This window comes from Isoptericola sp. NPDC056573, from assembly GCF_042793335.1.
Taxonomy (GTDB): Bacteria; Actinomycetota; Actinomycetes; order Actinomycetales; family Cellulomonadaceae; genus Isoptericola.
The window spans coordinates 12794-34689 of record NZ_JBHTUY010000018.1; the positions used below are offsets into that span (position 1 = coordinate 12794).

Here is a 21896-nt window from a genome sequence, read left to right on the forward strand (position 1 = left end):
GTCCACCGGACGACCGGCCGGCGGCTCGGCGGCGTCAGCCTACCGAACCGCCGGCACGGCGCCGGTGGTGGTGCTCAGAGCCCCTGGGCGAGGCGGTAGTACACCTGGTTCCAGCGCACCTGGTCGGCGAAGCCGCGGCGCGTGGTGTCCTCGTCGATGACGAGCAGCTCGGTGCGCGCGATGTTCGCGAACACCTCGAACGCCTCGACGCCGGCCGCCGTCGACATCACCGTGTGGTGCGCGCCGCCCGCGGTCAGCCAGGCCTCGGCGGAGGTGGTGAAGTCGGGACGCGGCGCCCAGACGGCGCGGGCCACCGGGAGGTTCGGCAGGTCCTGCGTCGGCGGGACGACGTCCACGACGTTCGCGGTGAGGCGGAAGCGGTCGCGCATGTCGGCGAGCGAGACGACGACGGCCCCCTCGGTCGCGTCGGCGTCGAACACCATGCGGACCGGGTCCTCCTTGCCGCCGATGCCGAGCGGGTGGATCTCCACGCGGGGCTTCGACGTCGTGAGGGACGGGCAGACCTCGAGCATGTGGGCGCCGAGGATGACCTCGGAGCCGGGCGTGAGGTCGTAGGTGTAGTCCTCCATGAGGGAGGCGCCGCCGGGCAGGCCCTCGCCCATGACCTTCGCGGCGCGCACCAGGACGGCCGTCTTCCAGTCGCCCTCCGCACCGAAGCCGTAGCCCTTGCTCATGAGCCGCTGGACGGCGATGCCGGGCAGCTGGCGCAGGGCGCCGAGGTCCTCGAAGTTCGTGGTGAACGCCTTGGCGCCGCGCTCGACGAGGAACGCCTCCATGGCGATCTCCTGGCGGGCCGCGTAGCGCAGCGACTCGTGCCGCTCCCCGCCGCGGCGGAGCTCGGGGACGACCTCGTAGAGCTCCTCGTACTCCGCGACCAGCGCGTCGATCGCGGCGTCGTCCACGGCCTCGACGGCGTCGATCAGGTCGTTGACGCCCCACGTGTTCACGGAGACGCCGAAGCGCAGCTCGGCCTCGGTCTTGTCGCCCTCGGTGACGGCGACGTTGCGCATGTTGTCGCCGAAGCGCACCAGCTTCAGCTCGTGCGTGGCGGCCCAGCCCGCCGCGCCGCGGACCCAGGTGCCCACCCGGCGGGTCACGGCCGGGTTCGACACGTGCCCGACGACGGTGGTGCGCGCGACGCCGAGGCGCGTGGCCAGGTAGGCGTACTCGCGGTCGCCGTGCGCGGCCTGGTTGAGGTTCATGAAGTCGAAGTCGATGTCCGCCCAGGGCAGCTCGACGTTCGCCTGCGTGTGCAGGTGCAGCAGCGGCTTGCGCAGCGCGTCGAGGCCGGAGATCCACATCTTCGCCGGGCTGAACGTGTGCATCCACGTGATGACGCCGAGCACCTTGTCGTCCGCGTTCGCGTCGAGCATGGCGCGGCGGATGGAGCCCGCGTCCTTGAGCACGGGCTTCCACACGACCTTCGCGGGCACGTCGGACGACGCGTCGAGCGCGCGGGCGACCTCCTGCGACTGCTGGGCGACCTGCTCCAGCGTCTCGGGGCCGTACAGGTCCTGGCTGCCGGTGAAGAACCAGACCTCGCGGTCGGCGTACGGCTTGCTCATGGGTGTCCTCTCTGGATCAGTCTGGTTCAGGTCTGCTTCGCGGGCGGCCGGGCTCAGTGCTGGCCGTAGACGTTCTGGTAGCGGGCGTACAGGGAGTCCACGTGCTCCTGCGCGATGGGCAGCGGCTCGCCGAGCTGGCGCGACACGTGCACCGTGCGGGCCACCTCCTCGACCATCACGGCGGCCTTCACCGCAGCACGGGCGTCCTTGCCGATGGTGAACGGGCCGTGGTTGCGCATCAGGACCGCCGGGCTGCGGTGACCGCTCAGGGTCTCGACGATGCCGCGGCCGATGGAGTCGTCGCCGATGATCGCGAACGGCCCTACGGGCACGGGGCCGCCGAACTCGTCGGCCATCATCGTGAGCACGCAGGGGATCTCCTCCGCGCGGGCGGCCCACGCCGTCGCGTAGGTGGAGTGCGTGTGCACGACGCCGCCCACCTCGGGCATGTGCGTGTACACGTAGGCGTGCGCGGCGGTGTCCGACGACGGCGAGCGGTCGCCCTCGACGAGGTTCCCGTCCAGGTCGCACACCACCATGGACTCCGGGGTGATGTCGTCGTAGGCGACGCCGGACGGCTTGATGACCAGGAGGTCGCCCGAGCCGTCGGGGGTGCGGTCGTCACGGACGCGCTCGGACACGTTGCCGGCGGTCCACACGACGAGCTCCCAGCGGGGCAGCTCGGCGTGCAGGGCCGCGACCTTCTCCTTGGCGGCGTCGACGGCGGCGCGCAGGTGCGCGGGGACCTCGGTGACGGTGCTCATGTGCTTCTCCAGTGCGGGGTGTGGTTCGTCGACTGCGGGTGTCGTCAGAGGGCTGCGGTGGCGGCGCGCTCGACCGCGAGGCCGGCGGAGTACCGCTCCAGGTAGGCGGCGAAGCCGGCGACGTCCTCGGCCTCGGGCTCGGCGACGTCGAGCCGGGCGTCGGCGAAGACGCGCTCGGCCAGGTAGGCGTCGAGGGCGGGCGCCCCGCCGTCCGTCCCGGCCTCGGCCCGCGCACCGGCGTACGCGGCGAGGAGGGCGATGCCCCAGGCGCCACCCTCCCCCGCCGTCTGCCCGACGGCGACGGGCGCGTCGATCGCCCCGGCCAGCAGCCGCTGGGCGACGCCCGCCGTCCTGAACAGGCCACCGTGCGCGAACATCGTGTCGATCGCGACGCCCTCGCCGTGCAGCACGCGCATGCCGAGCGCGAGCGTGCCGAACACGCCGTAGAGCTGCGTGCGTGCGAAGTTCGCGAGCGTGAGGCGGCTGTCGGGGGTGCGCACCACGAGGGGTCGGCCCTCGTCGAGGCCCGTGATGGGCTCGCCGGCGAGGTAGTTGTACGCGAGGAGCCCGCCGCCGTCGGGCGCGCCGTCGAGCGCGGCGCGGAAGAGCGCGCCGAAGACGGCGTCGGGCTCGGCCGGCTGCCCGAGCGCGGCCGCGAACTGGCCGAACACGCCGGCCCACGCGTCGAGCTCGCTGGCGCCGTTGTTGCAGTGCACCATCGCGACGAGGTCCCCGGCGGGCGTGGTGACGAGGTCGAGCTCGTGGTGCACGGTGGTCAGCGGCCGCTCGAGGACGACCATCGCGAAGATCGACGTGCCCGCGCTGATGTTGCCGGTGCGCGGGGCGACGGAACCGGTGGCGACCATGCCGGTGCCGGCGTCACCCTCCGGCGGGCACAGGAGCACGCCGGGCTGCAGGGTGCCGGACGGGTCCAGCAGGGCCGCGCCCTCGGGCGTGAGGCGGCCCGCGTCCTGTCCCGCCGTCAGCACCTGGGGCAGCAGGCCCTCGACGTCGAGCCCCGGCCGCTTGGCGGCGGCGAGGTGGCGGAACTGCTCCAGCATCCGCGCGTCGTAGTCGCCGGTGGCCGGGTCGATCGGGAACATGCCTGACGCGTCGCCGACGCCGAGCACGTGCCGGCCGGTCAGGGCCCGGTGCACGTAGCCGGCGAGCGTGGTGAACGACGCGACCTGGGGCACGTGCGGCTCGTCGTCGAGGATCGCCTGGTACAGGTGGGCGATCGACCAGCGCAGCGGGATGTTGTGCCCGAACAGGGCGGACAGCTCCGCGGCCGCCGGCCCGGTGCTGGTGTTGCGCCAGGTGCGGAACGGGACGAGCAGCTCGCCGTCGGCGTCGAACGGCAGGTAGCCGTGCATCATCGCCGAGACGCCGAGCGCGGCGTAGGTGGTGGGCCGCACGCCGTAGCGCTGCTCGACGTCGGCGACGAGCGCGGCGTACGCGCCCTGCAGCCCGGCGTGCACGGTGTCGAGCGCGTAGGTCCACACCCCGTCGACGAGCTCGTTCTCCCACGCGTGCGAGCCGCTCGCGAGCGGCGCGTGGTCGGGCCCGATCAGGCACGCCTTGATGTTGGTGGAGCCGAGCTCGATGCCCAGCGCCGCCCTCCCGGCGACGATCGCCTCCTGGATCTCGCGCACGTCGTCCGCCTGCGCGGCCTGCTCCGCCATCCCTGCTCCGTCCCCGCCCGGCCCCGGGCGTCGTGGTGGTCGATCCATGTTAGCGCTCACATCGGGTGCTCCCCACCCGCGAGGTCGTTCTGGTCTCGCCGAGGTAGTCCCAGTCTGGCCGAGGTAGTTCACTGCGTGCCGAGGTAGTCGTGACCCTGCCGAGGTAGTGGACTGGTCCACTACCTCGGCAGGCTCGGCACTACCTCGCCGCGAGGTGGACTACCTCGACGCGGTGGGGGCTACCTCGTCGGGCGGCCGGGCGCGACGACGTCGAGCCGCGCCGGCTCGCTGCGCACCTCGCCGTGGGCGTTGGCGACGACGGCGCGCACGAGCAGGCCGTCCGGCTCGCGCCCGGCGTGCTTCAGCGTCCAGCGCGCCGTGCCGCCGGTGGCCCGCGTCGCGGGAGCCGGGGCCGGCGACCAGGTCGCGCCGTCGTCGTCCGAGGTCTCCCACGTGACGACCGGCACCGGCGTGCCGGTCACGCGGACGTCGAACGTCGCGGGGCGGTTCCCCCGCACCGTCGCGTCGCGGGGGCCCTTCGTCACGGTCGGCTCCTCGACGGCCTGGTCGACCACGGGCCAGCCGTCCTCCCAGCCCAGGCGCTGCAGCCCGAGGGTCGGGAAGCCCGGGATCTCGGCGTTCGCGCCGTCGTAGTAGTGGAACGCGAGGACGCCGTCGGACACCGACTGGCCGCCCGGCCCGACCACCGCGCCGTGCGAGGAGAGCAGCACGGTGCCGCCGCCGTCGGCCAGGTCCTTGCCGTCCTGGTCGAGGAACGGCCCGGTGACGTCGCGCGACCGCCCGACCGCCACCTGGTAGGTGCTGTCGAGACCCTGGCAGCACCTGTCGAACGAGACGAACAGGTAGTACCAGCCGTCGTGCCTGGTGAGGTACGGCGCCTCGACGGGGTTGCCCGGCATCATGCGGTCCACCAGGTGCGTGGCGTTCTCGAGCGCGCCGTCGGCGAGCTTGCCGGTGGGCCACTCGAGCTCGACGAGGAAGATGCCGTACCAGTACGACCCGATCGCCATGTACGGGGTGCCGTCCGCACCCTCGACGATGCCCGCGTCGATCGCGTTGAACGTCTTGCCGCCGGCGATCTCCTGCGGCGAGTCGATCACCGGCCCCTGGTCGACCCACGCGTAGTCCGGGTCGTCCGGGTCGAGGGTCGTGTTGGTCGCGAGGGCCGTCACCGAGGTGTTCGTGCCGAAGCGCGACGCCGAGTAGTAGAGGTAGTAGGTGCCGTCGTGCTCGTAGACTTCGGGCGCCCACAGGTTGTCGGGCAGCGCCCCGTCGCCGTCCGCCGCGAAGCGCTCGTCGATCCACGCGGGGATCTCGTCCCAGACCGTGCCGTCGTGGGCCCAGGTGACCCCCTCGTCGTGGCTCGACCACATCTGGATCGTGCCGCCGTTCTCCCGGTTCACGAGGCCCGTGGTGTAGACGCGCCAGGTGCCGTCGTCGTCGACGACGAGCGCCGGGTCGTGCACCGGCGAGGTCTCCCCGGTCACGGAGAGGCCGCCGGTCGGGGCGGTCGGTGCCGGGCGGCCGCGCTCGGCGGCGCCGGGCGTGGCGGTCGCCGGACCGACGGTGGTGGCGGCGACCAGCGACGCGCCCAGCAGCGCCGTCGTGAGCACCCCCGCCGCCGCGGCACGGGCCCGCCTGAGAGATCTGCGCATCGTGACTCCTCTACAACGATGTAGAACTGCGAACGCGCCGAATCTACCCAGCCGCCACGACGGCGGTCAACGAGCGGTGGTCGACGAACCGCGGTCAGCGGGCGGGCGGCGGCGCCGTGCTGGAGCGCACCACGAGCTCGGGCACGATCCGTTCGGTCGGCACGCTCCCGCCGGCCAGCGCCGCGACGACCATCGCCACGCTGCGCTCCCCCAGCACCCCGAACGGCTGGCGCACCGTGGTCAGCGGTGGCACGAAGTACGCGGCCCCCGCGACGTCGTCGAAGCCCACCACCGACACGTCGTCGGGCACGGAGAGCCCCCGCTCCCAGAACGCCCGCAGGATGCCGAGCGCGAGCTGGTCGTTCCCGGCGAACACCGCCGTCGGGCCCTCGTGCGCCACCACGGCCTCGGCCAGGTCGCGTCCCGCGGTGTACCCGTCCTCCGCCGACCAGCTGCAGTACCGCGGGCGGCTCGGCGCGATCCCCCGCGCCTCGAGCGCCTCCCGCCAGCCGGCGGCGCGCTCGCGGGCGTCGAACCAGTCCTGGGGGCCGGCCACGTGCAGGACGTCGTGGTGCCCCAGGCCGAGCAGGTGGTCGGTCGCGGCGCGCGCGCCCGCCCGCTGGTCGACGGCGAGCGAGAGCGTCGTCGGGCCGGCCGCCGTCGTGCCCGCGTCGCGCGGCAGCTTCTCCAGCGCGGCGACGACCAGCACCGGCACCGGCGCGCGGAAGGACTCGACGGCGGCCGCGACGTCGTCCTGCGGCGCGATGACCACGATCGCCTCGACACCCTGGTCCATGAAGTGCTCCAGCGCCTCGTGCATCGCCGCGGCGTCGTAGCTCCGCAGCGTCGCGACGGAGACGAAGTACCCCTGGTCCCGTGCGGCGCCCTCGATCGCGATGAGCGTGCTGGTGGGGCCGAACAGCGCCGACCCCGTGGTCACCACGCCGAGCGTCGCCGAGCGCGCCGTCGCCAGCGCCCGCGCGGCGCTGTTGCGCCGGTAGCCGAGGGTCGCGATGGCGTCCAGCACCCGCTCGCGGGTCTCTCCGCGCACGCTCGGGTGCTCGTTGAGCACCCGGGAGACCGTCTGGTGGGAGACTCCGGCGACGGCCGCGACGTCGGCCATGGACGGGCGCCGCGACCGAGGACGCGTCGCCTGCCCGCCGGCGTCGGTCATGGCTCCTGCGCCGCGTTCCTCGCGTCGACCTCGTCGAGCACCCGGCGCAGGTAGGTCAGCGTGAGCTTGCCCGCCGCCCGGTCGTACTGCTCCTCGTAGCCGTGCTTGGTGTACATGGCGAGGTTCTTCTTCGAGTCCTTGCCCGTGAACGCCCACACCTCGGTCACCTCGGACGGCAGGAACTGCAGGATCGCGAACATCAGCGACGTGCCGATGCCCTTGGCCTGCTGGTCCGGCGCGACCGCGAGCCGCCCGAGCGTCGCCCTGGCGCCCTCGATCTCCAGGCGCAGCGACCCCACCAGGCGGTGCCCCTCCCACGCGCCCACGGTCACGACGTCGTCCCGCGCCATGTCGTCGCGCAGCTCGTGCAGCGTCTGCGTCAGCGGCGGGATGTGCGGGTCGTCGTACAGCTGCGCCTCGCTGACGAACGCCGCCCGCCGCAGCGTCAGCAGCTCGCCCGCCTGCGCGTCCTCGACCAGCGCGATCCGCAGCGTGTCGTCGCCGTTCCCCTGCTGGACTTCCTGGGCGTCAGTGCCGCGTGCCTCGCTCATGAGGACATCGTGGCAGACGGCGCGGGGGTTCGCTGCAGCCTGCATCGCCACCCGCCCCCGAAGGCGCCGCCAACTCGTCGCAACCGAGCAACTGATCGAGAGCGAGACAGGGCGTTGCAGATCGACCCCTTTCCGTGTACTTTCGGGCCGACAGCCAGGATCGACGACGATATTTCTGCGCCTCGTCATCGCACGACCCATTCACCTCCCCAGAGAAGAGGAACAGTGATCGAGTCACGCATGTCCAGGTCAATTGCAGGAGGCCTGATCTTGGTTGGCCTTGTGGTCACCAGTGCAGGTTCAGCGGTCGCAAAGCAGCCGACGCTCTACAGCACAACGACGGGCGTCTCGTCTTGGAACACGGACACGTCCACCACCGGATATATGGGTAGCCTCTACGTCAAGGACACCAAGGCCGACAGCCGTTCTGTCTACTCAGATTTCAAGACTTTCAACACCGCGACAGACAATTACAGTGTCCAGATGCGGCTGACCAACCAATTGGGTTCGGGACAGACTACCAAGGCTGGTACCTACGCCAATACCTGGGTCTACTACCACAAGGGGTGCACGCGGATCAATATCGTTCCGGACGATTGCGGATCGACGCGCTATCCGTCCCACTGATGACCGCAGCGCTCCTTGAAAAGGTGGAGGTCGTCTCCGGGAGCACCCTCGTGCTGCCGGAGGTCGACCTCCACCTCGGCTATGGCGAGGTGGTGGCGCTGACCGGCCCCTCGGGCAGCGGGAAGACCACACTGCTGGACGTCGTTCTAGGGCTGCGTCAGCCCACAGCCCGACGGGTGGAAGTCCTTGGTCACCATCTCGAAAGAATGTCCTCGCGGCAGATCGCGGATCTGCGGAGAGAACAGATGGGACAGGTCTCCCAGACTCCCGACCTCCTGCCGGAACTCACCGTGGCCGAGAACGTCGCGGTCGGGCTGATCTTCTCGGGGATGCGTCGACGCCGAGCCTTGGAACGCGCCGAGGAGGCGCTCGACACGGTCGGGCTCTCCGGCGCCGGGAGCCTGCGCCCGACGGCACTGTCGGTAGGTGAAGCCCAGCGGGCGTCCATCGCGCGCGCCCTGGCCCCGGAGACGACACGGTTGCTGGTCGCGGACGAGCCCACCGCGTCGCTCGATGCGGACAACGTCCGCCAGGTGATGGACGTGATCCTCGCGGCGGCTCGGACGCGAGACCTCACGGTCCTCCTGGCCACGCACGACCGGTACGTCGCAGATCGGTGCGGCCGAGAGGTGGCCCTGCGGTCCCACGTCGCACACCGGCCGCGATGATGAGGACTTCGCTCACCCTTGCTCTGCACCTGGCGTTCGCGCGGTCGGCGCGGTGGCGGTGCGTGTGCGTCGCTGCGGCGTCCGCGCTGGCGGTCCTCGCCGCCTGCCTCGGTCTGGCGTTGATCGGAGCCGCCCAGACCGCGGAGCTCCGGATGGCAGCCCGTGCCCCGATCCCGGCGGTCAGCGCCAGCGACGGGACGGTGCGAGTGGAGCTCCGTGGCTTCGAGATCGACGCCCGGTCGATCACGGTCCGGTGGATCGAACCGCTCGTGGACGACGTGCCCGCACAGAGTCTCCCGCCGGGGATCAGCCGGATGCCCGGACCAGGAGAAGCAGTCCTGTCCCCTGGACTGCTTGCCCTGGGTGTCACGGCCGAGGAGCTGGGGTTTGAGCCCTCGGACGCGGGCTCCGGGCCGGGAGGGGCGATCGGCGAGCAAGGTCTGGCCACGCTGGACGAGCCGATGGCGTGGGTGCGTCCCGTCGAGGACCGCACCCTCACCGACCGAGCTGTGGCGGTCGCCCGCTTCTCGACCATGGCCGAGGCCCAGCATCTGAGGGACCAGGGGCTGCCTCTCGAAGACCCTCTCTCACCCGGAGCTCCTCTTCCGTCCCCGAGCCAGATGCAGTTCTTCGTCCTCCTCGCGCTCGTGCTGCCTGCCTTCCTCCTGCTGCTCTTCTCCTGCCGCGCCCGTTCTGAGGCACGCACCCGCAGGTCGGAGACGCTGCTCCGACTAGGCGTGCGCGACTCACGCGTGCGGCAGGTCTTGATGATCGAGACCCTCGCACTGGCCCTGCTCGGGTGCATACCGGCGGCGGCGCTGTACCTGCTGGCAGGCGCCCGCATCAACCACCTCCCGTTCACCGACACCGTCTTCGTGCAGTGTGCTCTTGCGCTGCCGGGAGGCGTCGTCGCCACCGTGGTCCTGGGTTCCCTCGCAGTGATCGCGGTCCTGTCCGTCACGGTGCCCCTCACCGCGTCGTTGCGCGCGGAGCGCGCCGAGAAGACCTCCGCATGGCGCATCGTCCCCGCTCTCGCCGGCGTGGTGCTCATGTGCGGCTCACTCGCGTTCGGAGCAGACGGAGCAACCCTCTACGGGGCAGGCGTGCTGTCGGCCGCACTCGGCATCCCACTGGCGGCACCGCTGCTGGCTTCGTTGCTCTCGAAGGCCTGGCGGAAGCGCACCCCGCGTCCGTCCGTGTGGGTCGCCACCGCACGGGTGGGGATCCGCCCCCGTACGTTGTCAGCCACCGCCAGCCTGTTGTCGGTCATGGTGCTGCTCGGGTCTGTCGCGCTGAGCGTCGGTGCCGCGTGGGCCGGTGAACGTGCCCGAAGTCACGACGACTCACCGCTCGTCGTCGTCGCCAACTGGGTCGACCCCCGGCCGGGAGACACTCAGCGCCTCGTGCGCAACCTGGACGAGTTGTTCGCCGGGCTGGTCGTGCTGCCCCTTCGCCAGGGCGGCCAGTACGGGCAGGTCGCGTACGCCGACTCGTGCGCCAGCCTCCGTCCGGTGGCCGCACAGCTGGGAGGCGACCCTTGCTCACCGGATGGCGGGCTCGCCGACGGCGCGGCTCAGATCCTCGACCAGATGATGCTCGAGGTCAGCTTCACCACCGCGCCGCCACCCGACGTAGGGAGCGGTGACGTCCTCGTCCTGACGGACGGCCATGCTCCCATGACCGCCGTCTACCGGGCAGGGAAGGGTCTGGCTGCCTTCAACCCCGCACAGGTCTCCGGAGACCTGACCACGTGGAACCCTGCGACCGGCTGGGTGATCTCGGGGGGACTCTCCGCATTGCTGATTCTCGGGACGGCGGTCGTCCGCGAACTCATCGAGCGGTCACGGAGCGCATTCGCTGACCGCGGGCGACTGGCGCGGCTCGGGCTGCTGCCCGCGGACGCCTTGAGCGTCGGCCGTTGGTCGGTTCTCATCCCGGTGCTCGCCGTCGTGCCGCTCGGCTACCTCTGCGGCCTGGCCGCGTCACTCGGAGGCACGAGCATCTCCCTCACGACCTACACGCCCGTGTGGATCTCGCTTGCGGCTCTCGGTGCCGTCGCGGTGACGTGGGCGGCAGCGTGGGTGGGCAGCCTGGTCGCGCCCCAGGACAGCGACCTGACGGGCAGGACCTGACGGGCCGCATGCCGCGAAGCTCCTCAGGACCGGCGGACGAATCGGCGCACGTCGAGAAGGTTCGGTGACAATGGGCGGGTGACGACCGAATGGGTGCTGACCCTCTCCTGCCCCGACCGCCCCGGGATCGTGCACGCCGTGGCGGGCGTGCTCGCCGAGCACGGCGGCAACATCACCGAGTCGCAGCAGTTCGGGGACCCGGCGTCGGGCCTGTTCTTCATGCGCGTGCAGGTGGAGGTGCAGGTCGACGCCGAGGCGGGACGCGAGGCCCTGACCGCCGCGCTCTCGCCGGTGGCGGAACGGTTCGGCATGACCTGGCAGCTCGACGTCGTCGGCCGCCGCCTGCGCACGCTGGTGCTGGTCAGCAAGGCGCCGCACTGCCTGGTGGACCTGCTGTACCGCGAGCGGTACCAGGGCATGCCGGTCGAGGTCGTCGGCGTCGTCGGCAACCACCCGGACCTCGAGGACATGGCCGCGTTCTACGGCAAGCCGTTCCACCACGTGCCGGTCACGAAGGACACGAAGGCGCAGGCGGAGGACCGCCTGCGGGAGCTGGTCGCCGAGCTCGACGTCGAGCTGGTCGTCCTCGCGCGGTACATGCAGATCCTGTCGGACGAGCTGTGCCGCGACCTCGCGGGCCAGGTCATCAACATCCACCACTCGTTCCTGCCGAGCTTCAAGGGCGCGCGCCCCTACGCGCAGGCGCACGACCGCGGCGTCAAGCTCATCGGCGCGACGTCGCACTACGTCACGGGCGACCTCGACGAGGGCCCGATCATCGAGCAGGACGTCGAGCGCGTGGACCACTCGCGCGCGGTCGCGGACCTCGTCGCGATCGGCGAGGACGTCGAGCGCCGCACGCTCGCACGCGCCGTGCGGTGGCACGCCGAGCACCGCGTGCTGCTCGACGGCCACCGCACGGTCGTCTTCCGCTGACGGCTCGCCGCCGGCGGGACGGGGTCAGGCGACCGACACCTCGACCAGCGTGTTCCACGGGTCGTCGAACCGGAGGGTCCGGCCGTCGTCGCGCGTCGCCACGCCGGCGTGCTTCAGCCGGTCGGCGAGCGCGCCGACCTCGTCGCGCGTGGGCAGCGTGAGCGCCACCTGCCCGAGGCCGAGCGTCGCGGCACGCGGGCCGGCGCCCGCGCTGTTCCAGGTGTTCATCGCCATGTGGTGGTGGTACCCGCCGGCCGCGACGAACAGGGCGCCGTGGAACGTCGCCATGATCTCGAAGCCGAGGGTGTCGACGTAGAACCGCTGCGCCGTGGGGATGTCGCCGACCTGGAGGTGGACGTGCCCGACCTGCGCGGCCTGCCCCGCGGCGCCCGCCAGGGCGTCCTCGGTGAGGTGCCGCTGGAGGAAGACCTGCGGGTCGAACCAGTCGGAGCCCATCGCCACGCGCCCGCCGCCGTCGTGCTGCCAGACCTCGCGCGGCCGGTCCCAGTAGAGCTCGATGCCGTTGTCCTCGGGGTCCGTGAAGTAGAACGCCCGCGACACCCAGTGGTCGGAGTTCCCCGCGAACCGCGACAGCGGGTGCTGCGCGGCGTGCGCGACGGCGGAGGCGAGCGCCTCCTCGGTGTCGAAAAGCACGGCCGTGTGGAACAGCCCGGCCTGGTTCCGCGACGTCGCCGGCAGCCCCGGCGTGTGCTGCAGCGCGACGACGGGCACCCCGCCGCGCCCCAGCACCACCCGGTCCGGGGCGCCGAGGGCCGGGATCTCCTCGAGCGCGATCGCCTCGCGGTAGTAGGCGCTCATCGCGCCGAGGTCGCCCACGTGCAGGGTGACGGCGCCCATCGCGGTCTCGGCGGCGAGGAGGTCGGGGTGGCGGGTCATGATCGGCTCCTGGTGCTGGGGTGGACGAGGGTCAGAGCAGCGCGAACCCGGTGGTCCACTGCGTCTTCTCCCCCGCGGCGAGGGTGAGCTGCAGGAACCCGAGGGCCTCGAGCTCGCGGGCGCGCTTCAGCGACCCGGCGTCGACGACACGGACGGCGGACCCGTCGAACGCGGCCGCGAACGCGGACTTGGCCGTGGCGTCGTCGCCCGCGACGAGGACGGTCGTCGGCACGTCGCCGACGGTGCCGCTCACGAGCGTCGCGGCGAAGTTCGTGTTGAACGCCTTGAGCACGGAAGCGCCGGGGAGCTTCTCCGACAACCCGGCCGCGGCGGAGGAGTCCGCCGGCACGACGAGCGCGTCGAAGGTGGCGAAGTCGAGCGGGTTGGTGAGGTCGACGACGGTGCGGCCGGCGAGCTGGTCGCCGTAGGTCGCGACGACGTCGTCCAGCGCCGGGTACGGCAGGGCCAGGACGACGATCTCGCCCGTGAGCGGCTCGCCGAACGCGGCCGCGGTGACGGCGGGGTCCACGGCCGCGGCCTTGGCGACGTCGCGGGCGACGACCTGCACGTCGTTCCCGCCGGCGAGCGCCAGGCCCGCGATCGCGGAGCCCATGTTCCCGGTGCCGAGGATGCTGATGGTGGTCATGGTTCCTCCTGAGGATCCGTCGTCGACCATTTGGTTGACGCTACAACCAACATAGACCGCTATAGTTGTAGCGTCAACCTTCGATCGAGGGTGACGGACCAGGAGGGCGATCACGTGACGACGACCCGGCGCACGACGGCGGCCGACGACGAGCCGCGCTGGCTCGACGCCGAGCAGATGCGCACGTGGCTCCGGCTCCAGGCGGTGATCGAGCTGCTGCCCGCCACGCTCGACCAGCAGCTGCGCCGCGACGCCGACCTCACCCACTTCGAGTACATGGTGCTGGCGATGCTCTCCGAGGCGCCCGAGCGTGCCCTGCGCATGACCGAGCTCGCCCGCCTCACCAGCGCCACGCTCCCCCGCCTCTCGCACGTGGCGCGCCGGCTCGAGGCGCGCGGCTACGTCGAGCGCTGCACCGCCCCGGACGACCGCCGCGCGACCATCGCCCACCTCACCGACGAGGGCTGGCGCAAGGTCGTCGCGAGCGCCCCCGGCCACGCACGCACGGTGCTGCAGGACGTCTTCGACGACCTCGACCCGGACGAGGTCCGCACCCTCGCCGGCGCGCTCGACAAGGTCCTCGCGCACATCGACCCGCACGACCGCTTCGGCCTCGGCGAGCGCTCCGCCCGCTGACCCCCGGCCGTCGTCCACCCCTCCGACCAGGCCCCGCGCCCCGGCGACCCTGAGGAAGATCCATGCCCGGGGCTTGTTTCGAAAACGTTTTCTACCTACTCTCGGGACGTCGGCGACCCCGACCGCTCGATGACGAGGCCTCGTGGCCGAGCACCACTCAAGGATGAGCAGGCTCGAGAACGAAGGATGGGATCGATGAAGCGCACGACGAAGAGATGGCGCGCGTCCGTGGGAGCGGCGGTGGCCGGGATCGGCATCCTCGCCGCCACGGCACTGAGCGCACAGGCTGCCGGGAGCACGCTCCACGCGGCGGCCTCCGAGCAGGGCCGGTACTTCGGCACCGCGATCGCCGCCGGCAAGCTGGGCGACTCGCAGTACACGACGATCGCCGACCGCGAGTTCGGCATGATCACGGCCGAGAACGAGATGAAGATGGACGCCACCGAGCCGCAGCAGGGGCAGTTCAGCTTCTCCTCCGGCGACCGGATCCTCGACTGGGCCACCAGCCACGGCAAGCGGGTGCGCGGCCACGCGCTGGCGTGGCACTCCCAGCAGCCGGGCTGGATGCAGAACATGAGCGGCTCGCAGCTGCGCCAGGCGATGCTCAACCACGTCACCCAGGTCGCGACGCACTACAAGGGCAAGGTCTACGCCTGGGACGTCGTCAACGAGGCGTACGCGGACGGCTCCTCCGGCGCCCGCCGGGACTCCAACCTCCAGCGCACCGGCAACGACTGGATCGAGGCCGCCTTCCGTGCCGCCCGGGCCGCCGACCCGAACGCGAAGCTCTGCTACAACGACTACAACACCGACAACTGGTCCCACGCCAAGACGCAGGGCGTCTACACCATGGTCAAGGACTTCAAGGCCCGCGGCGTGCCGATCGACTGCGTCGGCTTCCAGGCCCACTTCAACAGCGGCAACCCGGTGCCGAACAACTACCACGAGACGCTCCAGCACTTCGCCGACCTCGGCGTGGACGTGCAGATCACCGAGCTGGACATCGAGGGCTCGGGCAGCTCGCAAGCCGAGCAGTACCAGGGCGTCACGCAGGCGTGCCTCGCCGTCTCGCGCTGCACCGGCATCACCGTGTGGGGCGTGCGCGACTCCGACTCGTGGCGGGCGAGCGGCACCCCGCTGCTCTTCGACGGCAACGGCCAGAAGAAGGCCGCCTACACCTCTGTCCTGAACGTCCTCAACGACGGCCAGGGTGTGCCCGGTGGCGGCGACCCCGACCCGGGCGAGACCACGCCGCCGCCCACCGGCGGCAGCGGGTGCACCGCCACCTACTCCGAGGGCCAGAAGTGGGGCGACCGCTTCAACGGGACCGTGACCGTCCGGGCCGACCGGAACATCACCTCGTGGACCTCGACCGTGACCGTCAGCTCCAGCCAGCGGATCAGCGCCACCTGGAACGGCACGCCCACGTGGGACTCGTCGGGCAAGGTCATGACGATGCGCCCGGCCGGCAACGGGACGCTGGCCGCCGGCCAGTCCACGTCGTTCGGCTTCACCGTGATGCACGGCGGGGACTGGGCCTGGCCCAAGGTCAGCTGCTCGGCGTCCTGAGCGGCTGAGCACGTGCGCCTGAGCGCCGCGGGCCCCGGGCCCGCGGCGCTCAGGTCGCGCCGGTGATCGCGGCGAGGATCTCCTCGTGCGCGGCCGTCGCCGGGAACGACCCGTTGTTGCGGCCGTGCCGCAGCACCTCGATGCGGTCGGAGACCGCGCGCACGTCGTTGAGGTTGTGGCTGATGAGGATGACGCCGAGGCCCAGCTCGCGCAGGCGCTGGATGTGCGTGAGCACCTCGGCGGTCTGTGCCACCGAGAGCGCCGCCGTCGGCTCGTCGAGCACCACGATGCGCGGCTGCCCGATGAGGGTGCGCGCGATGGCGACCGCCTGGCGCTGACCGGCGGACAGGTGCCGCAGCGGGGTGCGCACCGACGGGATCCGGATGGTGAGGTGCTGGAGGAGCGCGCGGGTCTCGGTCTCCATCTCGCCGTCGCGCAGCAGGCCCGCGCGCCCGCGCAGCTCCTGCCCGAGGAAGACGTTGGCGGTGACGTCGAGGTTCTCGCACACGGCGAGGTCCTGGAAGACGCTCGCCACGCCGAGCTGGTTCGCCGCCGAGGGCGACGGGATCGACACGGGCTCGCCGTCGATCTCCAGCTGCCCCGAGCTCGGGCTCAGCACGCCCGCCACGATCTGGGCGAGCGTCGACTTGCCCGCCCCGTTGTCCCCGACCAGGGCGACCACCTCGTGCGCGTGCACCTCGAGGTCCACGTCGACGAGGGCCTCGACGGCACCGAAGTACCTGCTGACCTGCCGCAGCGCGAGCAGCGGCGTGCGTCCCCTCACCGGTTCCCCTTTCCTGTGCGGACCTGGCCGACGGCGACCGCGCCGTGCGGCCCGTCGTCGGGCTGCTCCAGCAGGTCGGTGTGCTGCAGCGCGAGCGCGAGGGCTCCCTCCAGCTCGGCGCGCGTCCCCAGCGCCGCGGGCACCACCTCGAGAGGCGTGACCTGCTGCAGCAGGGTCCGGCGGCGCAGCGCCTCGCGCAGCGGCCCGAGGAAGACCTCGCCCGTGGCGGCCAGCGCTCCCCCGACGACGACGAGCTCCGGGTTGAGCGACGTCGCCAGCCCGGCCACGACGCCGCCGACCACCGTACCGGCGTCGGCGACGATCTCCCGACAGCCCGGGTCGTCCTCGTTCGTCAGCCGCACGACGTCGGCGAGGGTGAGGTTCCCGTGGCTGCTGCGCAGCGGCTCGAGCAGCGCCCGGTCGCCGACGACCGTGTCGAGGCAGCCACGGCTGCCGCACGAGCAGATGTTGCCGGCGGGGTCCACCTGGACGTGGCCGATCTCGCCCGCCGTGCCCGCGACCCCGCGGTGCACGCGGCCCGCCAGCACGATGCCCGCCCCGACGCCGTGCCCGGCACGGACGTACAGCGCGTCGTGCACCTCGCGGGCGGCGCCGACCGTGCTCTCCGCCAGCGCCCCCAGGTTCGCGTCGTTGTCCACGAACACCGGCCGGGCCAGCCGCTTGGACAGCACCTGCGCGACGGGCACGCCGTCCCAGCCGCGCAGGATGCCCCGCACGGTGACCTGGCCGCTGGCGGCGTCGACCGGCGCCGGCAGCCCGAGGCCGATGCCGAGCACCTCGTCGAGCTCCGACCCGACGCGCTCCAGCAGGTCGACGACGAGCAGGGCCGCGCGGTCGAGGCTCGTGTCGGCGCGGTGCTCCGCCGGCAGCGGCAGCACCTGCTCGGCGAGGATCTCGTGCGACACGTCCGCGATCGCCACCGTGAGGTGCCGCGTGCCCACCAGCACGCCCGCGACGAGCCCCACGCGGTGGGCGAGGGTGACGAGCTGCGCGCGCCGGCCCGAGCGGATCGTGTTGCGCACCTCGACCAGCTCGGCGGCGACGAGCTCCTTGACGATGGTCGACACCGTGGCGGGCGAGAGCCCGGTGGCCCCGGTGAGCTCGACCTGCGTCAGCCCCCCGTGCCGTTTCACCGCGTCGACGACGCGCGCGCGGTTCGCCTCGCGCAGCGACGACTGCGATCCCACCATCGGCAGCCGTCCTCTCACGCCGGGGATTCTATGGTGCGACGACGCGCGGGGCGGCGGTCGTCCGCCGCCCCGCGCGTCGAGGCGGGATGGTCCGGCCCCGGCCGGACCCCCAGGTCAGCGCAGCACCGAGGCGCGACGCTTGTTGTAGATGTCGAACGCGACCGCGAGCAGCAGCACCAGGCCCTTGACGACCTGCTGCATCGACTGCGGCACGCCCATCAGCTGCATGCCGTTGGACATGACGGCCATGATCAGACCACCGATCATGGCGCCGCCCACGCGGCCGACGCCGCCGGTAGTCGACGCGCCACCGATGAAGCACGCGGCGATCGCGTCGAGCTCGAACATGTTGCCCGCGCCCGGCTGGGCGCCGTTCATGCGCGAGGAGTAGACCACGCCGGCCACCGAGGCCAGGACGCCCATGTTCACGAAGATCCAGAAGTTGACCTTCCGGACCTTGACGCCGGACAGCTCGGCCGCGTGCCGGTTGCCGCCCACGGCGTAGACGTGCCGGCCGAAGACCGACTTCTGCGTGACGAGCGTGTAGGCGATGATCAGCACCGCGAGGATGATGAGCACGATCGGCAGGCCGCGCGAGATCGACAGCTGGTAGCCGAACCACATCACCACGGCCGCCACCGCCACGAGCTTGACCACGAACAGCGGCATCGACTCGACCGTCTGCTGGTAGGCGATCTTGCCCTGGCGGGTGCGCCACTGGCTGACGCCGAACCCGACCACGGCGATGCCGAAGATGACGAGCGTGAAGACGTCGAACCCGTTGCCGCCGAGCAGGCCGTTGAGGAACCCGTTGGCGATGTCGTAGTAGGTGCCGCCGAACGGCGACAGCGACTTGTTGTCCAGCACGAGGAACGTCAGGCCGCGGAACAGGAGCATGCCGGCCAGGGTCACGATGAAGCCGGGGATCCCGACGTACGCCACCCAGAAGCCCTGCCAGATGCCGACGAGGAGGCCGACGAGGAGGGCGGCCAGCACGCCGACGTACCAGGGCAGGCCCTGCCGCACGACGACGACGGCGCTGACGGCCCCGGTGAGGGCCACCACCGAGCCGACGGACAGGTCGATCTGCCCCGCCACGATGATCATCACCATCCCGATCGCGAGGATCAGGATGTACGAGTACTGCAGGACGATGTTCGTCAGGTTCGTAGGCGAGAGGAAGTTCGGGTTCAGGGCGGCGAAGAGCACGACGATCGCCAGGAAGGCGATGACGATGCCGCTCTGGCGCATGTTCCGGGTCAGGATGTCCCGGACCGAGTCGATGGCGTTCATGAGGCGGTTTCCTTCGTGGGCAGGGGCTGGTCGCGCTCGATCGTCATGAGCTCCATGAGGCGCTCCTGCGTCGCCTCGGCGACGGGGAGCTCACCGGTGATCCGACCGAAGGCGAGGGTGTACACACGGTCGCAGATGCCGAGCAGCTCGGGGAGCTCGGAGGAGATGACGACGACCGCCTTCCCCGCCGCGACCATCTTGTTGATGATCGTGTAGATCTCGAACTTGGCGCCGACGTCGATCCCTCGGGTGGGCTCGTCGAGGATGAGCACGTCGGGGTCGGTGTACAGCCACTTGGACAGCACGACCTTCTGCTGGTTGCCGCCGGAGAGCTTGCCGACGTCGACCAGGACGTTGGGCGTCTTGATGTTGAGGGAGCCGCGGTAGTCCTCGGCGACCCGGAGCTCCTCGTTGCCGTTGACCCAACCACGCGGGGCGAGCTTGGGCAGGCCCGCCGCGGAGATGTTGTGCCGGATGTCGTCGATGAGGTTCAGGCCGTAGTGCTTGCGGTCCTCGGTCGCGTACGCGAGGTTGTGCCCGATCGCCTCGGACACGTTGCGGACCTGGATCGGCTTGCCGTCCTTGAAGATCTCGCCGCGGATGTTGCGCCCGTAGGTGCGGCCGAAGATGCTCATCGCGAGCTCGGTGCGCCCGGCACCCATGAGGCCGGCGATCCCGACGACCTCGCCGGCGTGCACGTTGAACGACGCGTCGACGATGATCTGCCGACCGATCTGCGTGGGGTGGTCGACGTTCCAGTGCTCCACACGGAGCACCTCGTCGCCGACGACGGACGCCCGCTCGGGGTAACGGTGCTCGAGGTCTCGGCCCACCATGCCGCGGATGATGCGGTCCTGGGTGGAGCCCGGCTCGGACATGTCGAGGGTCTCGATGGTCCGGCCGTCGCGGATGATCGTCGTGCGGTCGGCGATCTCCTCGATCTCGTTGAGCTTGTGGGAGATGATGATCGACGTGATGCCGTGCGCCTTGAGCTGGCGCAGCAGCTCGAGCAGGTGCTCGGAGTCGTCGTCGTTGAGCGCAGCGGTCGGCTCGTCGAGGATCAGCAGCTTGACCTCCTTGGAGAGCGCCTTGGCGATCTCGATGAGCTGCTGCTTGCCGACGCCGAGCTGGCTGACGGGCGTCGTCGGGTTCTCGTCGAGGCCCACCCGCTCGAGCAGGGCGTGGGCCTTCCGGTTCGCCGCGTTCCAGTCGATCATCCCGAACCGGCCCCGGGTCTCGTTGCCGAGGAAGATGTTCTCGGCGACGGACAGGTACGGGACCAGGGCGAGCTCCTGGTGGATGATGACGATGCCGCGGTCCTCGGAGTCGTTGATCGACCCGAACTCCGCGGGCGTCCCGTCCAGGACGATCTCGCCGTCGTAGGTGCCGTGCGGGTAGACGCCCGACAGCACCTTCATGAGCGTGGACTTCCCGGCGCCGTTCTCGCCGCAGATGGCGTGGATCTCGCCCTGCTCGACCGTCAGCGTGACGTCCGACAGCGCCTTGACGCCGGGGAACTCCTTGGTGATGGAGCGCATCTCCAGGATCGTGCTCATCTGCGCTCTCGTCCCTCCTTCGGTGGGGTGCGCCGCCGCCGGACAGGTCCGCGGCGGCCCCGGGGGCGGGCCCACCCGTCGTCCGTCCCGGAGCGGGAGCGGCGACGGGCGGGCCCGCCCGTGCGGGTCATGACCTGCGGATCAGTCGTCCGCCTGACCGGCCTTGACCTCGTCGGCGGTGTAGTAGCCGGCGTCGATCAGCACGGGCTGGATGTCGTCCTTGAACACCGTCTGGACCTCGAGCAGGTACGACGGCACGACCTTGACGCCGTTGTCGTACGTCTCGGTGTCGTTCGCCTCGGGCTCCTCGCCCTTCACGAAGGACTCGGTGGCCTTGACCGCCTGCTCGGCGAGGAGGCGCGTGTCCTTGAAGATCGTCGAGGACTGGACGCCGTCGTCGATGAGCTTGATGTTGGCGATCTCGGCGTCCTGGCCGGTGACGACCGGCAGGCCCTCCTCGAGGGTCGGCCCCATGCCCGCGCTCTGGAGCGCGTTGATGATGCCGCGGGAGAGCACGTCGGCCGGCGCGAGCACGCCGTCCAGCTTCTCGCCGCCCTGGTACGTCGAGGTGAGCAGGTCCTCCATGCGCTTCTGGGCCGTCTCCAGCTCCCAGCGCTGCGTCGTGACCTGGCCGAAGTCGGTCTGGCCGGACGGGACGACGATCGTGCCGTCGTCGATGAGCGGCTGCAGCACCGACATCGCGCCGTCGAAGAAGAACCCGGCGTTGTTGTCGTCCGGCGAGCCGGCGAAGAGCTCGATGTTGTACGGGCCCTTCTCGCCGGTCTCCTTGCCGTCGGCGTCGAGGTAGCCCAGGCCGCGCAGCAGGGCGTTGGCCTGCGCCACGCCGACCGCCTCGTTGTCGAACGTCGTGTAGAAGTCGACGTTCTCGCTGTCGCGGATCAGGCGGTCGTACGCGATGACCGGGATGTTCGCCGCGGCGGCCGCGTCGAGCTGGCTGGTCAGCGCGGTGCCGTCGATCGAGGCGATGACGAGGACGTCGACGCCCTCGGTGATCATCGAGTCGATCTGCTGCGTCTGGGTCGGGATGTCGTCGTTGGCGAACTGCAGGTCCACGGAGTAGCCGAGGTCCTCCAGGCCCTTCTTGACGTTGTTGCCGTCCTGGATCCAGCGCTCGTAGGTCTGCGTCGGCATCGCGACGCCGATCTTCACGTCGTCGTCGCCGTTCCCCGCGGCGCCGTCCGCACCGCCGCCGCCGCCGGCCCCGGAGCCGCCGCACGCGGCGAGTCCCAGCGTCAGCGCCGCACCGGCGGCCACCGCGCCCATCGTCTTGGCGAGTCGCATCCTCGCGCTCCTTCTCGTCGTCGAGTGTCCCCCGGCAGCGACCGTCGCCGCCGGCGCCCGGACGCCGAGGTCTCCCCCGGACGGCCGAGCCGGTCCGCGGTACAGACTGCTGCGTTCGAGTTCCGAAGTCAAAGCCTCGGCGGGTGGAAAGCGATAACGATCGCGTCACGGCCCGCCGCCCGAGCCCTGACAGCGCGACGAGGGCC

Annotated in this window: 19 protein-coding genes; 6 read left to right on the forward strand and 13 right to left on the reverse strand. The window is 71.4% G+C overall.

The features are described from left to right. Positions 1 to 74 precede the first annotated feature (74 nt). The 6 genes from araA to ACFQ8E_RS21045 all read right to left on the reverse strand — a co-directional run bounded on the left by araA (position 75) and on the right by ACFQ8E_RS21045 (position 7433). Positions 75 to 1586 carry an L-arabinose isomerase gene (araA, locus tag ACFQ8E_RS21020; RefSeq protein WP_430552510.1) on the reverse strand — a complete coding sequence of 504 codons (1512 nt, stop codon included), beginning with the start codon at positions 1584 to 1586 and terminating at the stop codon, positions 75 to 77. 53 nt (positions 1587 to 1639) lie between these two features. After that, positions 1640 to 2350: an L-ribulose-5-phosphate 4-epimerase gene (locus ACFQ8E_RS21025; protein WP_430552511.1), complete on the reverse strand. Its 711-nt coding sequence runs from the start codon at positions 2348 to 2350 to the stop codon at positions 1640 to 1642. 44 nt (positions 2351 to 2394) lie between these two features. Then, positions 2395 to 4032 carry a xylulokinase gene (locus ACFQ8E_RS21030; RefSeq protein ID WP_430552512.1) on the reverse strand — a complete coding sequence of 546 codons (1638 nt, stop codon included), beginning with the start codon at positions 4030 to 4032 and terminating at the stop codon, positions 2395 to 2397. A gap of 239 nt (positions 4033 to 4271) precedes the next feature. Continuing rightward, a complete protein-coding gene (locus tag ACFQ8E_RS21035; RefSeq protein WP_430552513.1) occupies positions 4272 to 5708 on the reverse strand; it encodes a glycoside hydrolase family 43 protein in 1437 nt (478 codons plus the stop codon). 94 nt (positions 5709 to 5802) lie between these two features. Then, entirely contained in the window at positions 5803 to 6882 is a 1080-nt protein-coding gene (locus ACFQ8E_RS21040) for a LacI family DNA-binding transcriptional regulator (protein WP_430552514.1), read from the reverse strand. Further along, positions 6879 to 7433, reverse strand: a complete 555-nt coding sequence (locus ACFQ8E_RS21045; protein WP_430552515.1) for a GNAT family N-acetyltransferase — start codon at positions 7431 to 7433, stop codon at positions 6879 to 6881. Before ACFQ8E_RS21045 ends, ACFQ8E_RS21040 begins: the two co-directional genes overlap by 4 nt. Positions 7434 to 7658: 225 nt before the next feature. On the opposite strand from ACFQ8E_RS21045, the gene ACFQ8E_RS21050 reads away from it, so the two are divergent. The 4 genes from ACFQ8E_RS21050 to purU all read left to right on the forward strand — a co-directional run bounded on the left by ACFQ8E_RS21050 (position 7659) and on the right by purU (position 11796). Beyond that, positions 7659 to 8060 (forward strand): hypothetical protein, encoded by a 402-nt coding sequence (locus ACFQ8E_RS21050; protein ID WP_430552516.1) that lies wholly within the window; start codon positions 7659 to 7661, stop codon positions 8058 to 8060. Beyond that, entirely contained in the window at positions 8060 to 8728 is a 669-nt protein-coding gene (locus ACFQ8E_RS21055; protein WP_430552517.1) for an ABC transporter ATP-binding protein, read from the forward strand. Before ACFQ8E_RS21050 ends, ACFQ8E_RS21055 begins: the two co-directional genes overlap by 1 nt. 152 nt (positions 8729 to 8880) lie before the next feature. Beyond that, the gene (locus tag ACFQ8E_RS21060; protein ID WP_430552518.1) at positions 8881 to 10860 is read left to right on the forward strand and encodes an FtsX-like permease family protein; all 1980 of its coding nucleotides are present in this window, start codon (positions 8881 to 8883) and stop codon (positions 10858 to 10860) included. Between the two features lie 78 nt (positions 10861 to 10938). Continuing rightward, positions 10939 to 11796, forward strand: coding sequence for a formyltetrahydrofolate deformylase (gene purU / locus ACFQ8E_RS21065; protein WP_430552519.1), 858 nt, complete (start codon positions 10939 to 10941; stop codon positions 11794 to 11796). Positions 11797 to 11820: 24 nt separating this feature from the next. Here purU and ACFQ8E_RS21070 read toward each other — a convergent pair whose 3' ends face one another. Together ACFQ8E_RS21070 and ACFQ8E_RS21075 are read right to left on the reverse strand one after the other, a co-directional pair. Further along, on the reverse strand, positions 11821 to 12693 hold the full coding sequence (locus ACFQ8E_RS21070) for a VOC family protein (RefSeq protein ID WP_430552520.1): 873 nt from the start codon (positions 12691 to 12693) through the stop codon (positions 11821 to 11823). Positions 12694 to 12724: 31 nt separating this feature from the next. Next, positions 12725 to 13339 (reverse strand): NADPH-dependent F420 reductase, encoded by a 615-nt coding sequence (locus ACFQ8E_RS21075; RefSeq protein WP_430552521.1) that lies wholly within the window; start codon positions 13337 to 13339, stop codon positions 12725 to 12727. Positions 13340 to 13453: 114 nt separating this feature from the next. Here ACFQ8E_RS21075 and ACFQ8E_RS21080 point away from each other — a divergent pair, with 114 nt between their 5' ends. Both ACFQ8E_RS21080 and ACFQ8E_RS21085 read left to right on the forward strand, forming a co-directional pair. Further along, positions 13454 to 13975 carry a MarR family winged helix-turn-helix transcriptional regulator gene (locus ACFQ8E_RS21080; protein WP_430552522.1) on the forward strand — a complete coding sequence of 174 codons (522 nt, stop codon included), beginning with the start codon at positions 13454 to 13456 and terminating at the stop codon, positions 13973 to 13975. A 186-nt stretch (positions 13976 to 14161) separates the two neighbouring features. Then, positions 14162 to 15544 carry an endo-1,4-beta-xylanase gene (locus tag ACFQ8E_RS21085; RefSeq protein WP_430552523.1) on the forward strand — a complete coding sequence of 461 codons (1383 nt, stop codon included), beginning with the start codon at positions 14162 to 14164 and terminating at the stop codon, positions 15542 to 15544. A 49-nt stretch (positions 15545 to 15593) separates the two neighbouring features. On the opposite strand, the gene ACFQ8E_RS21090 is transcribed toward ACFQ8E_RS21085, so the two are convergent. From ACFQ8E_RS21090 to chvE, 5 genes are all read right to left on the reverse strand, one after another. Then, complete coding sequence (locus tag ACFQ8E_RS21090) at positions 15594 to 16328, reverse strand: ATP-binding cassette domain-containing protein (protein WP_430552524.1); 735 nt, start codon at positions 16326 to 16328, stop codon at positions 15594 to 15596. Further along, positions 16325 to 17539 carry an ROK family transcriptional regulator gene (locus tag ACFQ8E_RS21095; protein ID WP_430552543.1) on the reverse strand — a complete coding sequence of 405 codons (1215 nt, stop codon included), beginning with the start codon at positions 17537 to 17539 and terminating at the stop codon, positions 16325 to 16327. The genes ACFQ8E_RS21090 and ACFQ8E_RS21095 overlap by 4 nt, the downstream gene beginning before the upstream one ends. Positions 17540 to 17653: 114 nt before the next feature. Next, entirely contained in the window at positions 17654 to 18832 is a 1179-nt protein-coding gene (mmsB, locus tag ACFQ8E_RS21100) for a multiple monosaccharide ABC transporter permease (RefSeq protein ID WP_430552525.1), read from the reverse strand. After that, the gene (gene mmsA, locus ACFQ8E_RS21105; RefSeq protein WP_430552526.1) at positions 18829 to 20388 is read right to left on the reverse strand and encodes a multiple monosaccharide ABC transporter ATP-binding protein; all 1560 of its coding nucleotides are present in this window, start codon (positions 20386 to 20388) and stop codon (positions 18829 to 18831) included. Before mmsA ends, mmsB begins: the two co-directional genes overlap by 4 nt. A gap of 141 nt (positions 20389 to 20529) precedes the next feature. Beyond that, positions 20530 to 21690: a multiple monosaccharide ABC transporter substrate-binding protein gene (gene chvE, locus ACFQ8E_RS21110; RefSeq protein WP_430552527.1), complete on the reverse strand. Its 1161-nt coding sequence runs from the start codon at positions 21688 to 21690 to the stop codon at positions 20530 to 20532. Between the last annotated feature and the right edge of the window lie 206 nt (positions 21691 to 21896).